Origin of the sequence: Pararoseomonas sp. SCSIO 73927 (assembly GCF_037040815.1) — a bacterium.
Lineage (GTDB): Bacteria > Pseudomonadota > Alphaproteobacteria > Acetobacterales > Acetobacteraceae > Roseomonas.
Window position 1 is genome coordinate 4,695,456 of the sequence record NZ_CP146232.1, and the last position, 19,673, is coordinate 4,715,128.

Here is a 19,673-nt window from a genome sequence, read left to right on the forward strand (position 1 = left end):
CCGCGCCAGCAATGGCGGGGCGGCAACGTTGCGCCCCCAGCGCCCAAGATCAGCGCCCAAGATCAGCGGCCGAGAAGGGCGTTCACCCGCGGCTCCAGCACCGCGCCGAGCCTGGCGTAGCCGTCCGGCGACAGGTGCAGCCCGTCCGTGAGGACTCCCGGCAGGGGCCGCCCGGCCGAATCGACCAGCGCGCCGCCGAGATCGGCGTAGAAGACGGAGCTGTTGTCCGCGCAGGGCGCGATGAGCGCGTTCACCCGCTGGTTCAGCGCGCGCGCGGGGTCCGAGGCGTCCGCGCCGCGCGGCAGGATGCCGAGCAGCAGGATCCGCGTGGCGGGGGCGCGGCCGCGGATCAGCCGGACGATCTCCGCGATGCCGAGCGCCGTGTCCTCGGGCGGGTTGTTGTAGGTGGCGTTGTTGGTGCCGATGAGCAGCACGGCCACCCGCGGGCGGAGGGTGGCGGGCCACTGCCCGCCCTCCTGCAGGCGCCAGAGCACGCCCTGGGTGAAATCCCCGCCGACCCCGAAATTCGCCGCCCCGCGGGAGCCGAACCTCGCCTCCCAGACCGGCGGGTCCCAGAACTGGGTGATGGAGTCGCCGATGAAGATCATCTGCGCCCAGCCCATGCCGCGGCCGGCGACACGGCTCAGCTCCGCCGTGCGGGCCCGCCAGTAGGGCTCGGGGAGGTTCTCCGGCGTCGCCTCCCGGGGCATGGGGTTGCGGACGGGAAGGTTGGGGCAGGCGGGCTCCCGCTGCGCCAGGGCCGGGCTGGGCGCGCCGGCGAGGAAGAGGCCCGCCAGCAGGGAGGCGAGCGCGATGCCCCCGGCACCCACCGCCTTCAGCAGCCGCGTCCGGCCACGCGGCCGCCCTGCCGCCCGTCCACCCCTCCGCTCAGGCCGCCCTCGCATCGCGAAGCTCCTCCTCGCCGTAGATGGCGCGCAGCGCGCCCACGAACTCGTCCCGGCCGATCACGTCGCGCAGGCTTCCCGCCAGCCTCTCATGCGTGTCCGGCTCCGCCGCCTGCAGCAGGGCGCGGGTGAGGTCCGGGGCGGAGCCGGCGCGGAAATGCAGCCCGTCCACCCCTTCCTGCACCTTCTCCGCCATGCCGCCGATGCCGGAGACGATGAGCGGCGTGCCGGCCCGCCGGGCCTCCTGGATCACCACGGGCGAGTTCTCCCACCAGATGGAGGGCATGATCACCCAGCCGACGGAGGACATCAGCCCCACCACGTCGGCGGCGTCGTAGCGACCGGCGAAGGTCAGCCGGTCCCCGGCGGCCTCGATCGCCTTCTCCAGGTGCGGGAAGAAGCGCAGCGTCTCCGCCTCGGTCGCGCCGTAGACGATGAGGCCGAGCGAGGGGTCCTCCTGCATCGCCGTGGCGAAGGCGGGGACCAGCACGTCCAGGCCCTTGAACTCCGTGGGCTGCCCGAAGAAGGCGAAGCGGGCGGAGAGCCGGGCGCTGTCCGGCCGCGGGCGGGGCTGCGCCAGCAGGTCGTCGCCGAGGTAGTTCTCCAGCACCGTCGCACGGTCCGGCGAGAGGCCCCAGGCGCGGTAGCGCTCGGCGATGAAGTAGCTGGGATAGACGAAGTGGTGGAAGCGCCGCAGCCCGGAGAGCATCAGCGCCTTGCGCAGCCGCAGCCGCTCCAGCGTCTGGTCGGGGAAGCACTGAAGGCAGCGCTGCGCCGTCTCCTTCCGGCACAGCTCGCGGGAGCGGGTGCGGATCATCTGGCCGTGGTGGCTGCAGATGGCCAGCATCTCGTGCAGGGTCACCACCATGCGCGCGTCCGGCCGCGCCTCGGCCAGCTCCGCCACAAGGTCCAGCCCCACGCGCCAGTAGTGGTGGAAATGGTAGACGTCGGCCTTCAGCCCGGCGAGCAGCCGCACCAGCGCGCGGCGCTCCTCGGCGCTGCGCCACCACAGCCGGTCGTCCTCCATGCCCCCCACGGCGTAGAGGTACTCGCTCTCGCCGTAGCGGGCGAAGGACTCCCCGCGATCCGAGGGCGGCTGGCCGTTCGGCAGCTCGATCGCCGCGACGAAGCTTGCCTGCCAACCCTCCCCCGCCAGGGTCTGGTACTGGCGGTAGGCGGCCGTCTCCCCCCCGCCCTTCGAGAAGTCGGGATGCGCGTGGGACACGACGCAGACGGAGGGCGCGGGTCCGCCGGCCGCCCGGCCCGGGGTGGCCATGATCGTGGGGCGGCTCATCGCGGCGATCCCGCCATGGGCACCATCTCCCACAGGCCCCGAAGGTGCTCCGACAGCAGCCCCCCGACGGGGTCCGGCCGCTGCGCCGGCACGGGCAGCGCGGAGGCGTCCACCCCCGCCATCATCGCCACCACGCGGCGCATCGTCGCCTCCATCGTTCCTGTGCCGGCCACGGCGTGCAGGCCGGCGATCCAGGGCAGGCTCTCCGCCGGCAGCGCGTTGGCGGTCAGCCGCGCGGGGTTCCCCTCGATCGCGGCGTCCACCAGGGCGGCCGTGTCGATCGGCGCCACCGTGCCGCCGCCCCCCGCAGCCAGGGCCAGGGCCCCTTCCGCGTCCCCGCCCACCATCACCTCCAGGCCGCCGCGGCGCAGCAGGGCGGCCGCCGCGCGCCCGGCGGCGGGGCCGCTGAGCACGATCCGGGCGAAGCGCGCCTCCATGTCGGGCGCGAGCAGCGCGAGCACCCGGGCCGCGTAATCGTCGTTCACGTCGAAGAGGAGCGCCGTGCCGCCCGGCGCGGCGGGGCCGCCCGAGAGGGCCATGCCGGAGAGGTAGCCGTGCAGGGCGCGGGAACGCTCCGCCAGCGCGCCGCGCAGCCAGCCGTGCAGCGAGGCCGCATCCACGGGCAGGAGCTCGGTGCGCCCCAGGGAGAGGGCGGCGAGGAAGTCCGGCAGCGTCACCGGCGCGGCCTCCGCCAGGAACCACCAGGCGCGGATGCCGCGCCGGAGCTGGACCACCACCTCGACGGTGGCGCCCGGCGGCGGCGCCACGGCCCCACAGAGGACGAAGCCGTTCTCCAGCGGCGCGGAGGCCTCCCCGGCCAGCGGCACCACCGCCGCGGCCCCGCCGGGGGCGCGCACCACCGCGCAGCCCATCGCCTCGATCCGGCCCGCCGGTGCGTCCGCCGCGTGCAGCCCGCCGGAGACCACCAGCTCCCCGTCGGGCAGGATGGCGGCGCGGGCGTCCTTGAACTCCATGAACCAGTCCGCCGCCCCGGCGAGGCGCGGCAGCCGGTCCAGCCAGCGGCCGAAGATCCCGGCCGGCCCGTCCTCCGTGTGCAGGGTGGCGACCCGCCCGGGGTCGAGGGCGGAGGCGCGAAGCAGCTGGTAGCTCGCGCCCCAGTCCCGGCTCAGCGTCACCTCGCGCAGCTCCGAGGGTAGGTCGTAGGCGAGGAGGTCGATCGCCACCTCCTGCCGGCCCGCCGGGCCGCCGGCCACGCCGATCACGAGGATCCGGCCGGCCATGCGGCGGGGAATCTCGTGCACGAGGCTGAAGCCGGTCACGGCCGTGCCCTCGACCTCCTCCACGTCGTTGCGCGGGTGCAGGTCGAGCAGCAGAGTGCCGACCGGCGCGCCCGGGCCGGCCTCCACGCGCAGCTCCGGTGGCTGCCCGGCAGGGTGGCGCACCCAGCCGAACACGGCGCCCTGGTCGGGGCCGAGATCGCCGGCGCAGTCCAGTCCTGCCTGGAGGGTCCGCCCGAACTCGAAGTACACGCGGCCGAGACCCCTCTGATGGCCCGAGACGCCGCTCGGGCTGGCTGCCCGGATCGGCCCCTCGGGCTGGCTGCCCGGGCCAAGATGGCGCGAGGGCATGCTGCGGTGCAAGAGCGGAGCGCGGGCGGCTTCCGCGGCCCCCTCGCCCCCCCTATCCTGGCACGGCCCGGCCCGGAGACCCGCCCCATTCCCCCCGCCACCCACCCCGCGTGATGCCCCGCCCCTGATGCGCTGCCTCGTCATCTCGCCGACGCCGACCCACCCGCAGGATGCCGGCAACCGCCAGCGCATCCACGCCCTCCTCCGGGCACTGCAGGGCTTCGGGCACCGGGTGGAGTTCGCCTTCGTCCGGCGCGAGGCGGTGGACGAGGCGGCCCTGGAGGCGATGGACCGGGCCTGGGACGCACTCCACCTCATCCCCTACGACCGGTCGGCGGAGCGGCGGAGCCTCGGCGAGACCCATGCGCTGGACGACTGGTTCCCGCCGGCGCTGGAGGAGGCGATCGCCGCCCTGGCCGGGGCGGCGTCCTACGACCTCGTCCTCGTCGAGTACGTCTTCCTCAGCCGGGCCCTGGAGCTCTTCCCCGCCGGCACGCTGCGCGTGCTGGACACGCACGACGTCTTCACCGACCGGCACCTGCGCCTGGAGGCGCTCGGCCTGCCCATCGGCTTCTTTCACACCACGGCGGAGGAGGAGGCGCGGGGCCTGGACCGGGCCGACCTCGTGCTCGCTATCCAGGACGACGAGCGCCAGGTCCTCGAGGCGATGACGCGCGCCCCCGTGGCCACCCTCGGCTTCGTACCGGAGGCCGCGCCCCTGCCCCCGGGCGCGCATGAGGGGCTGCGGATCGGCTACTTCGGCAGCGGCAACCCGCTGAACGGGCACGCCCTGGCGCGCTTCATGGAGCGGCTGGACATAGCCGGGCTGCGCGCGGCCGGGGCGGCGCTCCACGTCGCAGGCGGCGCCACCCGTTACGCCGGCCCCGCCCGGCCCGGGGTGGTGCCCATGGGCGGCGTGGGCGAACCGGCCGACTTCTACGCGGGCATGGACGTCGTGGTGAACCCGCACGAGGGCGGCACGGGGCTGAAGATCAAGACCGTGGAGGCGCTGGCCCATGGCCGCCCGGTGATCGGCACGGCGGAGGCCTTCCGGGGCCTCGGCGCCCGCGCCGCCTTCCACGCCGCGCCCGACGCCGCCGCCACGGCGGAACACGCCCGGCGCTGGGCGCGGGACCCGCGCTTCCGCCGCGACGTAGCGGTGGAGAGCGCGGCGCTGGCCGCCCGCTACGCGCGGGAGGTCCGGCGGCAGCTCGCCCCCTTCCGGTCCCGCGAGGCGCTCCAGGCGCTGATCGACCGGCCCGTGGCCCTGCTGGTGACGGATATCCCCTTCTGGCGCGAAGCCCTGGGCAACCAGGCCCGCATCTCCGCCATGCTCCGCTTCCTGCGGGCCGAGATGGACGTGGAGACCCTCTTCCTCGGCCCGCTGGAGCCGGAGGACGAGGCGCGGGCTGCGGCGGTGCTCGGGCGGCGCGGCGCGCTCATCGCCTCGCCCGGCGATCCGGCGGGCCGCCAGGCCTCGCCCGTGCCATCCCATGCGCGGCTCACGCCCTTCGAGCGCGGCCACTTCGACGCCACGCACTTCGCCGCGCTGGAAGCGGCGCTGGAGACGGGGCGCCACGCCGCCGTCATCCTGGAGTACATCCGCCTCTCCTACCTGCGCCACGCCCGCCCGGCGGCGCCGCTGCGGGTGCTGGACACGCACGACGTGATGGCGCTGCGCGTGGCCAATTTCGAGCATTTCGGCCGCGAGCACTTCCTCCGGATCGGCCTGCTGGAGGAGCTCGGCATCATGGACGGCTTCGAGCAGGTCCTCGCCATCCAGGAGACGGAGCACGCGCTGCTCGGCGGCGCCCTGCCCGGGCGCTCCATCCTGCTGCCCCACGCCCTGCCGGACCTGCCCTGCCAGAACACCGCGCCGGCGGTGCGGCGGATCGTCTTCCTCGGCGGGGACAGCCCGATGAACCGCGACGGGCTGCGCTGGTTCATCGAACAGGCCTGGCCCGCCGTCGCGGATCTCGGGGCGGAGCTGCACGTGGCCGGACAGGTCTGCACCGCCTTCGCCCGCGCGCGCGTCCCCGGGCTCGTGCTGCACGGCGAGCTGGAGAGCACCGAAGCCTTCCTCGACGCCGCCGATATCGGCATCAACCCCGTGTTCTACGGCGGCGGGCTGAAGATCAAGACGGTGGAGTACCTCTGCCGCGGCCTGCCAGCCGTGCTGACGGAGGAGGGCGCCTTCGGCCTGCATGGCGGGGAGGGAAGCGCCTACCTCGTCGGGCGCTCCCGCGCCGCCTACGTCGCCCATCTCCGCGCCCTGATCCGGGACCCGCAGCTTCGGCGGCGCCTCGGCGAGGGCGCCCTGCAATTCGGCCGGACGCGCTTCGGCCCTGCCGCGGCGCGCGCGGCCTGCCGCACCCTGGCCGCGCTGGCCGGCAGCGTGCGGCCGGATGCCGCGCCGCGCCCCGCCTGATCCCGGAGACCCCATGCCACCGGACCTCTCACCTAACCTTTCTAATGACGCCCTCAACCTGCACGCGCTGCGGGAGGCGGACGAGGCGCTCTCCGAAGCCGCCGCCCGCGCCCGGGCGGAGGCGCTGCGCGCGCGGATGGGGGCGGAGCTGGAGGCCCTGGCGCCGCCGGTCCGCGACGTGGTGGAGCGGCTGATCGACGCGATCGGCGCGGTCTCCGCCGAGGCCGGGGCCGCGCGTCAGGCAGCGACCGAGTTCCGTCGGGAGCGCGGGGACTGGCTGCAGATCGACCCGCTGCGCCACATCCCCGAGGAGCGCGCCGCCATCCCTCCCCCGCCGCCCGCGCGCTTCGAGCTGAACGCCGCGGACCCCGACTTCGTCGGCTACGGCTGGTACGGCCCGGAGGGACGAGGGCGGGAGAGCCGGCGCTGGAGCGGGCAGGCCGCGGCCGCCTCGGTCGTCGTCCCCGGCCTCGGCCCCGGCGCCATCCGGCTGGAGATCCACCTGGAGCTGCCCTTCGGCCTGCCGTTCCTGGAGGATTCCGTCGCGATCCTCGCCAATGGCGAGCCGCTGGACATGACCCTGGCGGAGGCGGACGCGAACCGCGCCGTCCTCATCGCCCGGTGGGAGGGGTTCGAGGCGGCGGGCGCCAATCTCGGCCTGGTGCTCCTCGGCCCGGTCCATGCGGACCCGAGAGGGCGGGAGACGCGCCGGCTCGGCGTCGGCTTCCGCCGGCTGGTCGCCGGGCCGGCAGCCCTGGGGGAGGAGGTGCCCGGCTGACCGGACGGCCGGTCAGCGGGCCAGGCGCGCCTGGAAGTCGGTCGTCAGCTCGTTGTAGCCCCAGAAGTTTCGCAGCGAGGTCCGCAGCGCGTTCGGCGCGCGGCGGAAGCCCTGCCCGTCCATCCGCGTCACGGGCAGCAGGGGCGCCAGGATCCGCCGCCAGAAATCCGCCGCTCCCCAGGCCTCCATGACGCTGAGGTGCTGGCCCGGTACCGCCTCCGCCCGGCGGTCCGGGATGTCGAAGGGGGATTCATGCAACAGCACGGACTCCACCCCGAAGTAGCGCGCCTCCAGCAGCACGGAGGAGCTGACGCCGACCACCCGCCGCAGTTCCGCCGCCGCCAGCAGGGCGTAGACGTTCTCGTGCGTCACGCGCAGGGCGCGAAGGGAGAAGCCGGCCGCGAGCGCCCCAAAATCCGTGTGGGCGTAGGGGTGCGGCTTGAACGCCGCGCCCCCGTTCCCAACCGCGGCGCGCAGGGCCGGGGCGAAGTCCGAGAGGTCCACAACCCGTCCGCCGCGGACGAGGGAGCGATCGACCCGGGTCTGCCCGATGATCAGCGTCTCCGCGCCCAGGCGCAATTCCGGCCGGGCCTTCAGTGCCGTGGCGGCGAGGAGGCCGGCGGCGCCGTAGAAGGCGCCGTCCTCCGCGTGGTCGGGCAGCATCGCCTCGAACACCGCCGCGTCGTTCGTCTGCACGGCGAAGAAGACGTCGTCCAGGAACCGCAGGGGATGCACGCCGAAGTCGATGAAGGGGATGCCGAGCAGGCTCAGCACGCGCTTCATCGACTCAGCCAGCTCGAAGCCGATCACGACGGAGTCGCCGAAGGCGCGCTCCATCGCCGCCACTACGCCCTCGGGCGCGAAGCCTGCGTCGAACAGCCGGGCCCAGCCCCGCCAGCTCTTCTCCGCGCCCCACATCCCGTAAAGGCCCGGCGTGTCGATGCCGCGCCCCCAGGTGACGACGGGAACCTCGAGGCGCGAGGCGGCGGCGGCCTGCGCGCGCACGAGCCGGTGGAACCAGAGGATGTTCTCGGTCTGCCCCGGCCGGAACCCGTTCTCGCCGGGGCGCAGCACGTCGCCGGTGAAGACGATCCGGCGGATCCGGCCGGCCAAGCGGGGCTAGCCCACCGCGGCGCCGGCCAGGGGCGCCGGCGCCCCGGCCAGGAAGTCCAGGAATCCGTGCGCCGCGCGCTCCAGCGCCGGCAGGCCGTGATTGTGCTCGACGTGGCGGCGCGCGCGCCGGCCCATCATGCGGCGCAACCCCTCCTCGCGCAGCAGCAGCTCGACCGCGGGCCGGAGCCCCTCCGGCCCCACCATGAAGCCGTGCTGCCCCTGGACGAAGCCGCCGTTCACCGTGGCGGAGTAGACCACCACGGGAAGCCCGCAGGCCATCCCCTCCACCACCGCGCGCGGCAGCCCGTCCATGCGGGAGGTGTGGACCATGATGCGGCAGCGCTTCAGCAGCGCCATCACCTCCGGTGAGTTGAGGCGCCCGGTGAGGGTGAGCTTCGCGGGATCGGCCACGGCCGCCTTCACCTCCGGCCGCGGCGAGCCCGAGCCGACGAGGGCGACGCGCCAGGAATCCGTGAAGGGAACCACGTCCTCCTGGTTCTTCCGCTTCTCGTGCAGCCCGCCGACATTGACGATGTCGTGCAGCGGCGGCTCCGGCTGGGCGTCCGGCCGCGTGGCGTCGAGATCCACGTATTTCGGCATGATGAAGGCCCGCCCCGCCCGGGCGAAGCGCGGAAAGTGGCGGTTCAGCTGCTCGCTGTACTCGCCGAAGACAAAGTCCGCGCGGTCCAGCAGCGGGTCCGTCACGCTGCCGCCCACGACGAAGCCGGTGAGAGGCGCCGGCCCCGCGGCCCGGAGCGCCTCGTGCAGGGCGGCGTTGATGCGGTAGCTCAGCCCCTTGAGCAGGACCGCGTCCGGCGCGAACTCCCGCACCGCGTCCAGCAGCGCCGCGGAGACCTGGCGGTGCGGGATCTCCGCAGGGTTGTCGGAGGGCGTGAAGGTCACGGGCACCGTGCCGTCCAGGAAGTCCTCCTGCTCCACCGCGCCGCCGGGATGCAGGCGGAACACCGCGATCTCGGCCCCGCCCGCCGCCAGGAAGCGCATGAAGTGCATGTCGCGGAGCGCGCCCGCCATGGACCGGTCGGCGTGGCTCATCAGCAGGGCGATCCGCATCGTCAGGCGCTCACGGCCTCCTTCTCCGCCGCGAGACCCCGGTATCCGCGCGGGTTGCGGGCGCGCCATGCGTAGGCCGTGCCGACGATGTCGTCCAGCGCGCCCAGCCGCGGAGCCCAGCCCGTCTCCTGCCGCAGCTTCTCGTTGGAGGCGACCAGCACCGGCGGATCACCCTCCCGCCGCGGGCCGAGGGTATGGGGCACGGGGCGGCCGGCGGCCCGCTCCACCGCCGCGATCACCTCCATCACCGAGGCGCCGGTCCCGCTGCCGACATTGTACCGGAGGGAGGGCCCGTCCACGAGCCGGTCCAGCACGCGCAGATGCGCGTCCGCCAGGTCCGCCACATGCACGTAGTCGCGGATCGCGGTGCCGTCTGGCGTGTCGTAATCCGTGCCGAAGACGGTGAGCGGCGGGCCGAGGCCGAGCACGGCGTTTACTGCGTTCGGGATCAGGTGCGTCTCGGGGTCGTGGTCCTCGCCGAGGCGCCCGCCGGGATCGGCGCCCGCCGCATTGAAGTAGCGCAGCGAGGCTGAGCGCAACCCGTGGACGCGGTCCGCCCATTCCAGCCCGCGCTCCGCCATCAGCTTCGATTCGCCGTAGGCTGAGACGGGCGCGACGTTCTCCGCCTCGTCGATCGGGATGCGCGTGGGCATGCCGAAGAGGGCGGCGGTAGAGGAGAGGACGAAGCGGCGGACCCCGGCGCGCACCGCCGCCTCCGCCAGCCACATGGTGTTGCCCAGGTTCTCCGCGATGTAGCGCAGCGGCTCGCGCATGCTCTCCCCCACCAGGGAGAGGGCGGCGAAGTGCAGCACGCCGTCGAAGCGCCAGCCGGCCAGGGTGTCCCGCACCAGCGCGTGGTCCGACAGCTCGCCCACCACCAGCTCGGCCCCGGGCGAGACCGCGCCGCGGTGCCCCTGTCGCAGGTTGTCCAGCACCACGACGTCGTCGCCGCGCTCGAGAAGGGCCAGCACGACGTGGCTGCCCACGTAGCCCGCGCCGCCCGTCACAAGGTATCGCGCCATACAACCTCCTCGCGTCCGGGCCGGGGGCGGCCCGCTTCGGACCCGTGTCCCGGAGCACCCCGTTCTGGACGCCGGGGGAACCTATCCCAAAGCCTTTAACGTTCAAAGAACGTATGTTGCACCGCGGCATCGGCCGCCCTTTTGCGGCCGGCCGGGCATGGGCGAGGCCTCCGGCCGGGGGTAGGATGGGGCATGCTGACGACCTCCCGCGCGCGCCGGCTGCTCGTGCTCCTCCCTAACGGGCGCTTCGGCGGGGCCGAGGCGCACACGCTGCGGGTCGCCGACGCCGCCGCCGCGGCGGGCATGTCCGTCACCCTCGCCGCCGGCCCGGCGCTGCGGCCGGCGCTGGAGCGGCGCGGGCACGCGCTGCTGGAAGCCGCCCTCGCCTGGCGCCGCGGCCTGCCGGAGACGGCCCGGGCCGCCCAGGCAGAGGCCGCGCGCGAAGCGATCGCTGCCGCGTCGCCGGACATCGCCCTCCTGCCCCTGCCCTGGCCGGACCAGGGCGGCGGCGCCATGGAGGCACTCGCGGAGGCGGGCCTCCCCACCCTCGTCGTCTCCCACCTCGCCCCGGGCGGTGATGAGGTGCCGGCGGGCCTGGATTCGGGGGCGCTGGCCGCCGCCGCCGCGCTGCGCGCGGACTGGGTGGCCGTCTCCGCCCCCACGGCCGCGCGGCTGGAGCGCTTCCTGGACCTGCCGCCAGGCCGGGTGACGACGATCCCGAACGGCGTGGATCTCCCGGCGCCGGTCGACCGCGCCGCGGCCCGCGCGGCGCTGCGCGAGGGGCTCGGCCTGCCCCCGGACACGCCCGTCGCCCTCTTCCTCGGCCGGCTCGACGCGGCGAAGGGCGCGGACCATCTCCCGGAGCTGGCGGAGGCCTTCGCGCGGCGCACCGGCGGGGTGATCGCCTGCGCCGGGACCGGCGCGCTGGAGGAGGAACTGCGGCGGGCGGCGCCGGCCGGGCACCCGCTGCGGCTTCTCGGGCCGCGGCCGGACCCGGCGCCGCTCCTGGCCGGGGCGGACCTCCTCGCCCTGCCCTCCCGGCTGGAGGGCGCGCCGCTCGCCTTCCTGGAGGCCGCCGGCCACAGGCTGCCCGTGGCCGCCAGCCCGGCCGCGCTGGAGGCGCTGGGCGAGGCCGCGCCGGGCGTGGCCGTCCTCGCCGATCCGGAGGACCTGGCCGCCATGGCGGACGCGCTGGCCGCCTGCCTGAACCCCGAGGAGGCCGGGCCTAGGACCGAAGCGGCCTGGCGCCTCGCGGCCTCGTGGGACGGGCCGGCCATGGCCGGCCGCTACCTCGCCCGGCTGCGCGGGCTCCTGCTCGGCCGGCCAGGGGTCGCGGCATGAGCGGGGAGGCCCCCGCCGCCCCGGAGATCGCGGTCGTCATCCCCGCCTTCCGCCAGCCGGCGCTGCTCGAGGAGGCGATCCTCTCCGTGCTGTCCCAGCGCGGCCCGCGCCGCGTGGCCGCCGTGGTGGTGGATGACGGCTGCCCGATGCCGGAGACACGCGCGGCAGGGCTGCGCTTCGCCGCCGCCCATCCCGGCCGCGTCTTCCTGCTGCGCCGGGCCAATGGCGGGCTCTCCGCCGCGCGCAACACGGGCATCGACTTCGTCCTGCGCGCCTGGCCGGGCTGCCGCGCGGTCTTCTTCCTCGACGCCGACAACCGCCTGGGGCCCTGGCTGATCCACCGCGCCGCGGCGCTGCTGGAGGCTTCCGGGCCGGGGACGGGTTGGGTCTACCCGGATTTCGACTTCTTCGGCGTCCCCGGCCATGCCTCGGCGGCGGGGGAACACTCCCTCCTCCTGCACCTGCTGGAGAACACGAGCGACGCGGGCAGCCTCGTCTCCCGCCGCGTGCTGGAGGCGGGGCTCCGCTTCGACGAGGGCATGCGGCAGGGCTTTGAGGACTGGGACTTCTGGCTCCGCGCCGGCGCGGCGGGGTTCCGCGGCCGCCACCTTCCCATGTCCGGGTTCGCCTACCGCCGCCGCGCGGGCGGGATGCGGGTGGAGGCGGAGCGGCGCCGCGCGGCGATCCTGGCGGGGATGCGCGGCAGGCTGCGCGAGCTCGCCCGGCCGCGCCGCCTGCTCGCGCTCGAATCGGTGGAGGTGCCGCGCTTCCTTCTGTTCCGGGCGGGGTCGCCCGGCGCGGAGCCGGTCGTGGACCCGTTGCGCCCCGGCCGCTCGCCGCTAGACCGCCCGGCCGCGCGCCGTCTGATCGTGGAAGCGGCCCGCCATCCGCAGGCCGTGCACGCGCCGCCCTTCCTCCTCTTCGCCGCCGCGGGTGCGCTGGAGGCGCTCGCGGCCGGGCGGCTGCTGCACAACGCGCTGTGGCAGGCGGAGATCCTGCTGCGCGGGGCGGATGCGGTGGGCATCGCCCTCTCCGCCGGCCCGCCCGCGCGACTGGGGGTGGAGCGCGAGGAGGGGATGCCGGAGGACGCGGCACTCCTGCTCTACCGCACGGAAGCGTGGCAGGACTCCGCTCCCCTCGGGGCCTCGCTGGACTCCGCGGCGCGGCGCCGGGCCGGGCTGCGCGTCACCGTGCCGGATGCCCCTTCCCTGCCCGATCCGCGGCCGGAGGCGGAGGCCGAGTACGCCGCCCTGGTGGAGGCCTTCGCGACGCGCCACCCCGACCGGGGCGAGTGGCGCGGCGACTGGCGCCGCCCGCGCGCCCGCGCCCATCTTGGCTACGGCGAGCTGATCGGGGCGGGCGCCGTGCTGCCCTGGGTCGCGCCGGACGCGCGGGACGTTGGGCTCGCGGCACCGGTCTTCGAGATGGGCGGGGTGGAGCGCGTGCTGGTCGGCTACGCCCGCGCGCTGCGGGCGGCGGGCTGGCGCCCCCACCTCGTGCTGACCGGGGCGGGCAGGGCGCAGCTGCCGCCCGATGCCCTGGCCGCCTTTGAGACGGTGCAGTTCCCCGCGCGCGGCGGGATCGCCAGCGGGATCGAAGGCGTGGACCCGAACGCCTCCTATCTCGGCGCTCCCCTGCCCGGCGCGCCCGGGCTGGGCGAGGGCGCGCTGCGCGACGCGGTGGGCCAGCTGGCGCCGATGGCCGCGGTGCTGGCCACCCATGCGCGCGGCGTCCACGCCATCGCCGGGGCGCTGCGGACCCTCGGCATCCGCACCGCCGCCGGGCTGCACGTGGTGGAGCGCGAGGCAGCCGGGGCGCCCATGGGCAACCCCCACGCGCTTCTGGCGCATGAGGGCGATTACGACGCCGTCGCCGTCGTCTCCGAGGGGCTGCGGGACTGGGGGCTGGCGCAGGGCATCCCCGCCTCGAAAATCCTCGTTCTTCCCAACGGCCCGGGGCACGAGGCCGCCCCTGGCGCGGCCGCAGCGGCCCTGGCCGCGCGGGAGGGGCGGGAGGGGCGGCTGCGCGCCCTCTTCGTCGGCCGCCTGGACCCGCAGAAGGGCCTCGGCCGCCTGCGCGACATCGTCGCCCTCACGCCCTGGGCGGAGTGGCGGGCCGCCGGCCGCGCGGTGCTGGCGCGGGACCCCGAGCCCATCCCCGGCCTCGAGATCGAGCCCCCCGCCGACGGCGCGGGGGTGGACGCGCTGCTGGCCTGGGCCGACGTGCTCGTCCTGCCCTCCCGCTTCGAGGGCTCGCCCCTCATCATCCTCGAGGCGCAGCGCATGGGCTGCGTGCCGATCGCCACCCGCACCGGCGCAGTGGCCGAGATGGTGGCGAATGGGACGGACGGGTTGCTGGTGGAGGCGCACGCCGACCCGGCCGTGGCCGCCGCCTTCGCCGACCGCCTCGCCGACCTCTCGGCCGACCGGGGCCGCCTGCGAGCCCTGGCGCGCGCCGCCGCCGCCCGCGCCGCCGCCCTGCCGGACCTGGCGGCGCGCACCCGCCCCCTCCTCGACTGGCTCGAGGCCGGCCAAGATGGCCCGGCCGACCCCACGACGTGACACCAGAGGTTCCCGCCCCGTGATGCTGCACGCCGACCCCCTGCACCTGCCGCGCCTGGCCGGCGGGCGCCCCATGGTCATCGTCGCGGAGGGGGTCATGGACCCCTCCCCCCTCGCCACCCCCTCGCTCGACGTCTGGATGGCGTCGCAGCGCCAGGGGCTGACCCTCCTCCACCCCGCGGGCACCCGCGCGCCCGATCCGGCATCCGCCGTGCCGGTGGAGATGCCGCCCGCCGCTACCCTCGCCCTCGTCGCCAGCGAGCGGCTGCGGATCGGCGCGCTGGGCCGCTGGTGGCAGGAGGCGGCGGGCCTGCCGGCCCCGCCCTTCGTGCTGGCCTCCACCGGCCAGGCGGCGCTGCCGGGCCTCCTCGCCCTCGTCACCGAGGCGCTCACCGCCGCCCGCACGCGGGAGGCGGACGCGGCGGGCGCCATCCTGGCCGCAAGGCAGGAGATGGAGGCCCTGCGGGAGGCGATGTCGGAGGCGACGCTCTACCTCGCGCACCGGCCCCCGGCGGAGCCGCGGCTCACCCTCTCCGGGGAACCGGGGGACGGGCCGCCGATCCTCGGCGCCTTCCGCCAGCCGCTGGGCACGGGGCTGGCCGGGCTGGCCGCCATCGCCCTCCACCTCGCCGGAGCGGGGAGCGGCGATGGCGCGCTGCGCGTCCGGCTGATCGGGGGCGAGAGCGGCCGCGTGGCGGGCTGCTGGGCCGTGCCCGCGCGCGCGCTGGCGCCGGGCTGGCTGACGCTGGACCTGCCGGCCCCGCTCGGGCCGGTGAAGGAGACGGCGGTGATCGAGGTGACGCCGGAGGGCGACGGGGTGCCCGGCCTCTCCCGCGACGCGCGCTGGTCCGGGGTGGAGGGCGAGCACGGGGTGGCCGCCAGCGCCTGGGCCGGCACGCCGGGCAGCCGCTACCTCGCCCCGGCCCACTGGATGCCGGAGGAGGCAGGGCTCGTCCTCCCGGCGGATGGGACGCCGCTGGGCCTGCCCGACTCGGCCTGGGCCGAGGCGCGGGCGCTGGAGGGCGAGGCGGAGGCGGTCGCGCTGGGGGAGGAGTCGCCACGCCCCATGCTGCGCGCGGCGGCGGGCGGCCGGGCGGTGCTGCTGCTCCCGAACCTGCACCTGCCGGGGCTGGACCGGCTGCGGATCTCGCTCGGGAGTGCGGGCGGCGGTGCCGATGCGGCGGCCTGGGTCTATCCGCTGGAGGCGCTGCCCGAGGACGTGGCAGGGCTGGAACGCCTGCCTCCCGGGGCGGCGGGCACGGGCTGGCGCAGCGTTCCGGACGAGGGGCTTGAACTGACCCTGCCGCTCTCCGCCCGGCTCGGCGGCCGGGCGGGTCTCGCCATCGCGCTGCGGGCCGGGCCGGGCCCGGCCTCGGCCGAGATCGCGGGCGTGGTGGCCTCCGCCTCGCGCCCGGGCGCGCCCAGCCCCGCGGAGGACGCGGCGTTCGCCGCCATTACGACGGAAACGGAACCGGCGCCCGTCGCGCCGGCGCCCACGGCCCAGGCCAGCACCAGCGCGCTTCCCGAGCAGGATCCGGCCGCCGTGATCCCGTCCCGCGAGGCCGTCCCGGCTGCCAGGACCGCGCCCGTCCCAGCGGATTCGCAGGCTCCGCCCGCTGATCCGGTCGCGGCCCCGCCGCCTCTGCCTCGCCAGCCGGAGCCGCTCCGTTCCCCGACGCCGCTCCTTGTTCCGCTGCCCAGCCTGGCTGCCGCGCCTGCGCTGCTGATGCCCGGGGCGACGGGCGGACCGCAGCCCCCGCCCTTCGCGCCGCCTCCTCCGGCCGCCCCGGTGACACCGGCAACCGCGCCTGAGGCTCCGCCGCTACTGGCCCCACCCCTCCTGGCAACACCGGCCCCGGCGGCCGGTGCCGCGGCGCCGGGCCAGCCCGTGGCCGCCCCGCCGGCCGCCCTGTTCAGGACAGCGGACGCAGGCCCCGCTCCGGGGGGGGACTCAGCTCAGAGCCGGGCCGCGCCCCGCACGGCCCCGACGAACGTCCAGCCGGCCCGCGCGCCGGCGCGCTACGAGGCGGTGCGGCTGCACCAGCACCTGCCCGGCGCTTCCTACCGGCACCTGGACGTGACCATCGCGAGCCTCGCCTCCGGCCCGACGCGCTGGCCCGCGGTCCGCGTCAAGGTGCAGAGCAAGGACGGGGAGCCGCGGCTGGAGTTCCGGCAGGCGACGGGCTGGCCGCAGGTGTTCCGGGACTGGCTGGGCCGCACGAGCGACAAGTACGGCCCTTTCCTCCGCGTCGCGGCGCCGGAACTGCGCGCCTTCCTCGACGGCGTTACGGACGAGCGCGACGCCGCCATGCTGCAGGCGCTGGTGGCCGTGCTGCCGCGCGCGCTGGAGGATGCCTGCCGGCAGGCCGGCCTCTCGGTGACGGAGACCGGGGAGTGGGCGGAGACGGCGAAGGGGCTGCAGGAGGCGGGCCGCCCCGCCGCGTAAGATTGCTGAGGGACAGGTCCACCCCGGGGATCCCTCCCCGGGGCGGACCCGAGCGGGCGTTCAGACCCGCTCGATCACCATGGCGATGCCCTGGCCCACGCCGATGCACATGGTGCAGAGGGCGTAGCGGCCGCCGCGGCGGTGCAGCTCGTGGACCGCCGTCTGCACCAGCCGCGCCCCGCTCATCCCCAGCGGATGGCCGAGCGCGATGGCGCCGCCGTTGGGGTTCACGTGCTCCGCGTCGTCCGGCAGGCCGAGGTCGCGCGTGACCGCGAGCGCCTGGGCGGCGAAGGCCTCGTTCAGCTCGATCACGTCCATGTCGGAGAGCGCCAGCCCCGCCTTCTCCAGCACCTTCCGCGTGGCGGGCGCCGGGCCGAAGCCCATGATGCGGGGCGGCACGCCGGCGGTGGCCGTGGCCACCACCCGCGCGCGGGGCGTGAGCCCGTGGCGGCGGGCGGCGGCCTCGTCCGCCACCAGGATCGCGCAGGCGCCGTCGTTCACGCCGGAGGCGTTGCCGGCCGTCACCGATCCGCCCTCCTTGCGGAAGGGCGTGCCGAGCTTCGCCAGCCCCTCGGCCGTGGTGTCCGGGCGGAGGTGCTCGTCCTGCTGGAACACCACCGGGTCGCCCTTGCGGCGGGGGATGCTGACCGGGACGATCTCCTCGGCGAAGCGGCCGGCGGCCTGGGCGGCCGCCGCGCGCCCCTGGCTGCGCAGCGCGAAGGCGTCCTGGTCCGCGCGGCTCACCTGAAAGTCCTGCGCCACGTTCTCGGCCGTCTCCGGCATGGAATCCACGCCGTGCGCCTTCCTCATCAGCGGATTCACGAAGCGCCAGCCGATGGTGGTGTCGTAGATCTCGGCGGCGCGGCCGAAGGCCTCCGCGCTCTTGCCCTGGACGAAGGGGGCGCGCGTCATGCTCTCCACCCCGCCCGCGATCATGAAGGAGGCCTCGCCCGCCTTGATGGCGCGGGCGGCGGTGCCCACCGCGTCCATCCCGGAACCGCAGAGGCGGTTCACCGTGCTGCCGCCAATCGTCTCCGGCAGGCCGGCGAGGAGCAGCGCCATGCGGGCCACGTTGCGGTTGTCCTCGCCGGCCTGATTGGCGCAGCCGAAGATCACGTCCTCCGCCGCGGCCCAGTCCACGCCGGGATTCCGCTCCATCAGCGCCTTCAGGGGCACCGCGCCGAGATCGTCGGCCCGGACGGCGGAGAGACCGCCGGCGTAGCGCCCAATGGCGGTCCGGGCGGCGTCGCAGATGAAGGCTTCGGCCATGGCGTTTCCCCTTTGGTCCTCTCGCGCCAGAGGAAGCGCATCGCGCCCGCCGCGGCAAGGGGTGGCGCGGAGAAGCCGTGAAGCAGGTCAGCCCGTTGGCGGCCCGGCGGGTGATGCGGCCGCCAAGCCAGCCGCCAAGCAGTGCGCCTCCCCCTCCAGCGCGTGGCGGAGCCGCCCCACGGCCATCGCCGGCAGCCCTGTCCCGTCGGGCGGCCGGGCGGTGGGCAGCGCGGCGGCCGCGGGGTTCGGCGCGGAGCGGGCGCCGGGCGACAAGCCCGGATGGAGAGGGGTGGATTCACGTTCCATGGCGGCAACTCTCCGCGAGAAGGCTGAAGGGAGGGTTGATGACCCGCCCTCCACGGGAACGAGCACCCTTCCACCAACCCGTCATCGAACTGTAGTCTATGTGCAACATCGGGGAGCTAACCCCGGGCGGCGATTCACCAGGACCCGCAACCGGGTCCCGACCAAGGAACGAACCACCATGCGGCGACGCAGTCTTGCCGCCGGCGCGCTCGCGCTGGCGAGCCTCGCGGCCCCCTTCACTGTTGCCTCCACGGCCCGGGCGCAGCAGCCCGTCGAGATTCAGTTCTGGCACGGGCTGAACCAGCCGCTCGGCGGCATGCTGGAGCAGCTGGCCACCGACTTTAACGGAACGCAGAATCAGTACCGCGTGGTGCCGAGCTTCCGCGGCAGCTACGCCGAGACGGTCGTCTCCGCCATCGCCGCCTTCCGCTCCAACAGCGCCCCGCACATCGTCCAGATGTTCGAGGTGGGCACGGGCACGATGATCAACGCGGGCCGGGCCATCAAGCCGCTGCACGAGATCATCGCCGAGACGGGGGTGGCGATCGACACGCGCGACTTCATCGGCCCCGTCGCCGGCTACTACGCCGCCGCGGACGGCCGGATGATGGCGATGCCGTTCAACAGCAGCACCTCCATCGCCTACTACAATAAGGACATGTTCCAGCGCGCCGGGCTGGACCCGAACGCCTTCCCCGCCACTTGGCAGGGCGTCGAGGAAGCGGCCCGCAAGCTGAAGGCCGCCGGGATCGCCTGCCCGATGACGACCTCCTGGCCGTCCTGGATCATGGTGGAGCAGCTTCTCGCCATCCACAACGTCCCGCTCGCCTCCCGCAGCAACGGGTTCGAGGGGCTGAACACCGAGCTGAACCTCGCCAACCCCGTCCTGACGCGCCATCTGACGAACCTGGCGAACTGGCAGAAGGAAGGCCTGTTCCGCTACGGCGGGCGCGACACCGCGGCCGAGGCGCTGTTCCCCACCGGCGAGTGCGCCATCTCCTTCATGTCCTCCGGCTCCCAGGCGCGGGTGCGGCGCGAGGCGCGCTTCAACTGGGGCGTGGCGATGCTGCCCTACTACGAGGGCGTGGCCGGCGCGCCGCGCAACTCCATCATCGGCGGCGCGGCGCTCTGGACCATGAACCGCGGCCCGAGCGGCCAGCGCACGCGCGAGGAGCTGCGGGGCGTGGCGGAGTTCTACCGCTACATCTCCACCCCCGAGGTGATGGCCAAGTGGCACCGCGACACGGGCTACGTCCCTGTGACCCGCTCCGCCTTCGAGGCGACGAAGGCCACGGGCTACTACACGCAGAACCCGGGCGCGGACGTGCCGATCGAGCAGATGCTGCGCGGCGGCGAGCCCACCCCGAACAGCCGCGGCATCCGCCTGGGCGGCTTCATCGAGATCCGGAACATCATCCAGGAGGAGATGGAGAAGACCTTCCAGGGCCAGCAGACGCCCGAGCAGGCCCTTCAGAACGCCAATACCCGCGGCAACCAGGTGCTGCGTAACTTCGAGCGCACCAACCGCAACAACTGACCGCACGGCGCCG

At 75.4% G+C, this 19,673-nt stretch carries 14 protein-coding genes; 6 read left to right on the plus strand and 8 right to left on the minus strand.

Going from position 1 to position 19,673, the window contains the following annotated elements:
• Positions 1-62: 62 nt before the first annotated feature.
• The 3 genes from VQH23_RS22200 to VQH23_RS22210 are packed head-to-tail and all read right to left on the minus strand — an operon-like array spanning position 63 to position 3,788.
• Entirely contained in the window at positions 63-905 is an 843-nt protein-coding gene (locus VQH23_RS22200; protein WP_338662843.1) for a GDSL-type esterase/lipase family protein, read from the minus strand.
• Positions 889-2,199, minus strand: a complete 1,311-nt coding sequence (locus tag VQH23_RS22205; RefSeq protein WP_338662844.1) for a glycosyltransferase — start codon at positions 2,197-2,199, stop codon at positions 889-891. Before VQH23_RS22205 ends, VQH23_RS22200 begins: the two co-directional genes overlap by 17 nt.
• Positions 2,196-3,788: a hypothetical protein gene (locus VQH23_RS22210; protein WP_338662845.1), complete on the minus strand. Its 1,593-nt coding sequence runs from the start codon at positions 3,786-3,788 to the stop codon at positions 2,196-2,198. Before VQH23_RS22210 ends, VQH23_RS22205 begins: the two co-directional genes overlap by 4 nt.
• A gap of 127 nt (positions 3,789-3,915) precedes the next feature.
• On the opposite strand from VQH23_RS22210, the gene VQH23_RS22215 reads away from it, so the two are divergent.
• Together VQH23_RS22215 and VQH23_RS22220 are read left to right on the plus strand one after the other, a co-directional pair.
• On the plus strand, positions 3,916-6,216 hold the full coding sequence (locus VQH23_RS22215) for a glycosyltransferase (RefSeq protein WP_338662846.1): 2,301 nt from the start codon (positions 3,916-3,918) through the stop codon (positions 6,214-6,216).
• Positions 6,217-6,229: 13 nt separating this feature from the next.
• Positions 6,230-6,994: a hypothetical protein gene (locus VQH23_RS22220; protein ID WP_338662847.1), complete on the plus strand. Its 765-nt coding sequence runs from the start codon at positions 6,230-6,232 to the stop codon at positions 6,992-6,994.
• Positions 6,995-7,006: 12 nt separating this feature from the next.
• Here VQH23_RS22220 and VQH23_RS22225 read toward each other — a convergent pair whose 3' ends face one another.
• Genes VQH23_RS22225 through galE form a run of 3 tightly spaced genes read right to left on the minus strand, consistent with a single transcriptional unit; the run spans position 7,007 to position 10,200 of the window.
• Positions 7,007-8,107 carry a hypothetical protein gene (locus VQH23_RS22225; RefSeq protein ID WP_338662848.1) on the minus strand — a complete coding sequence of 367 codons (1,101 nt, stop codon included), beginning with the start codon at positions 8,105-8,107 and terminating at the stop codon, positions 7,007-7,009.
• Between the two features lie 6 nt (positions 8,108-8,113).
• The gene (locus VQH23_RS22230) at positions 8,114-9,178 is read right to left on the minus strand and encodes a glycosyltransferase family 4 protein (protein ID WP_338662849.1); all 1,065 of its coding nucleotides are present in this window, start codon (positions 9,176-9,178) and stop codon (positions 8,114-8,116) included.
• 2 nt (positions 9,179-9,180) lie between these two features.
• Positions 9,181-10,200, minus strand: coding sequence for a UDP-glucose 4-epimerase GalE (galE, locus tag VQH23_RS22235; RefSeq protein WP_338662850.1), 1,020 nt, complete (start codon positions 10,198-10,200; stop codon positions 9,181-9,183).
• Between the two features lie 192 nt (positions 10,201-10,392).
• Here galE and VQH23_RS22240 point away from each other — a divergent pair, with 192 nt between their 5' ends.
• The 3 genes from VQH23_RS22240 to VQH23_RS22250 are packed head-to-tail and all read left to right on the plus strand — an operon-like array spanning position 10,393 to position 16,548.
• Complete coding sequence (locus VQH23_RS22240) at positions 10,393-11,541, plus strand: glycosyltransferase (protein ID WP_338662851.1); 1,149 nt, start codon at positions 10,393-10,395, stop codon at positions 11,539-11,541.
• Complete coding sequence (locus VQH23_RS22245) at positions 11,538-14,102, plus strand: glycosyltransferase (RefSeq protein WP_338662852.1); 2,565 nt, start codon at positions 11,538-11,540, stop codon at positions 14,100-14,102. The genes VQH23_RS22240 and VQH23_RS22245 overlap by 4 nt, the downstream gene beginning before the upstream one ends.
• 22 nt (positions 14,103-14,124) lie before the next feature.
• Positions 14,125-16,548: a DUF6212 domain-containing protein gene (locus VQH23_RS22250; RefSeq protein ID WP_338662853.1), complete on the plus strand. Its 2,424-nt coding sequence runs from the start codon at positions 14,125-14,127 to the stop codon at positions 16,546-16,548.
• A gap of 60 nt (positions 16,549-16,608) precedes the next feature.
• Here VQH23_RS22250 and pcaF read toward each other — a convergent pair whose 3' ends face one another.
• The gene (gene pcaF, locus VQH23_RS22255; RefSeq protein WP_338662854.1) at positions 16,609-17,817 is read right to left on the minus strand and encodes a 3-oxoadipyl-CoA thiolase; all 1,209 of its coding nucleotides are present in this window, start codon (positions 17,815-17,817) and stop codon (positions 16,609-16,611) included.
• 87 nt (positions 17,818-17,904) lie between these two features.
• Positions 17,905-18,123 (minus strand): hypothetical protein, encoded by a 219-nt coding sequence (locus VQH23_RS22260; RefSeq protein ID WP_338662855.1) that lies wholly within the window; start codon positions 18,121-18,123, stop codon positions 17,905-17,907.
• A 178-nt stretch (positions 18,124-18,301) separates the two neighbouring features.
• On the opposite strand from VQH23_RS22260, the gene ugpB reads away from it, so the two are divergent.
• Positions 18,302-19,660: a sn-glycerol-3-phosphate ABC transporter substrate-binding protein UgpB gene (ugpB, locus tag VQH23_RS22265; RefSeq protein WP_338662856.1), complete on the plus strand. Its 1,359-nt coding sequence runs from the start codon at positions 18,302-18,304 to the stop codon at positions 19,658-19,660.
• Positions 19,661-19,673 lie beyond the last annotated feature (13 nt).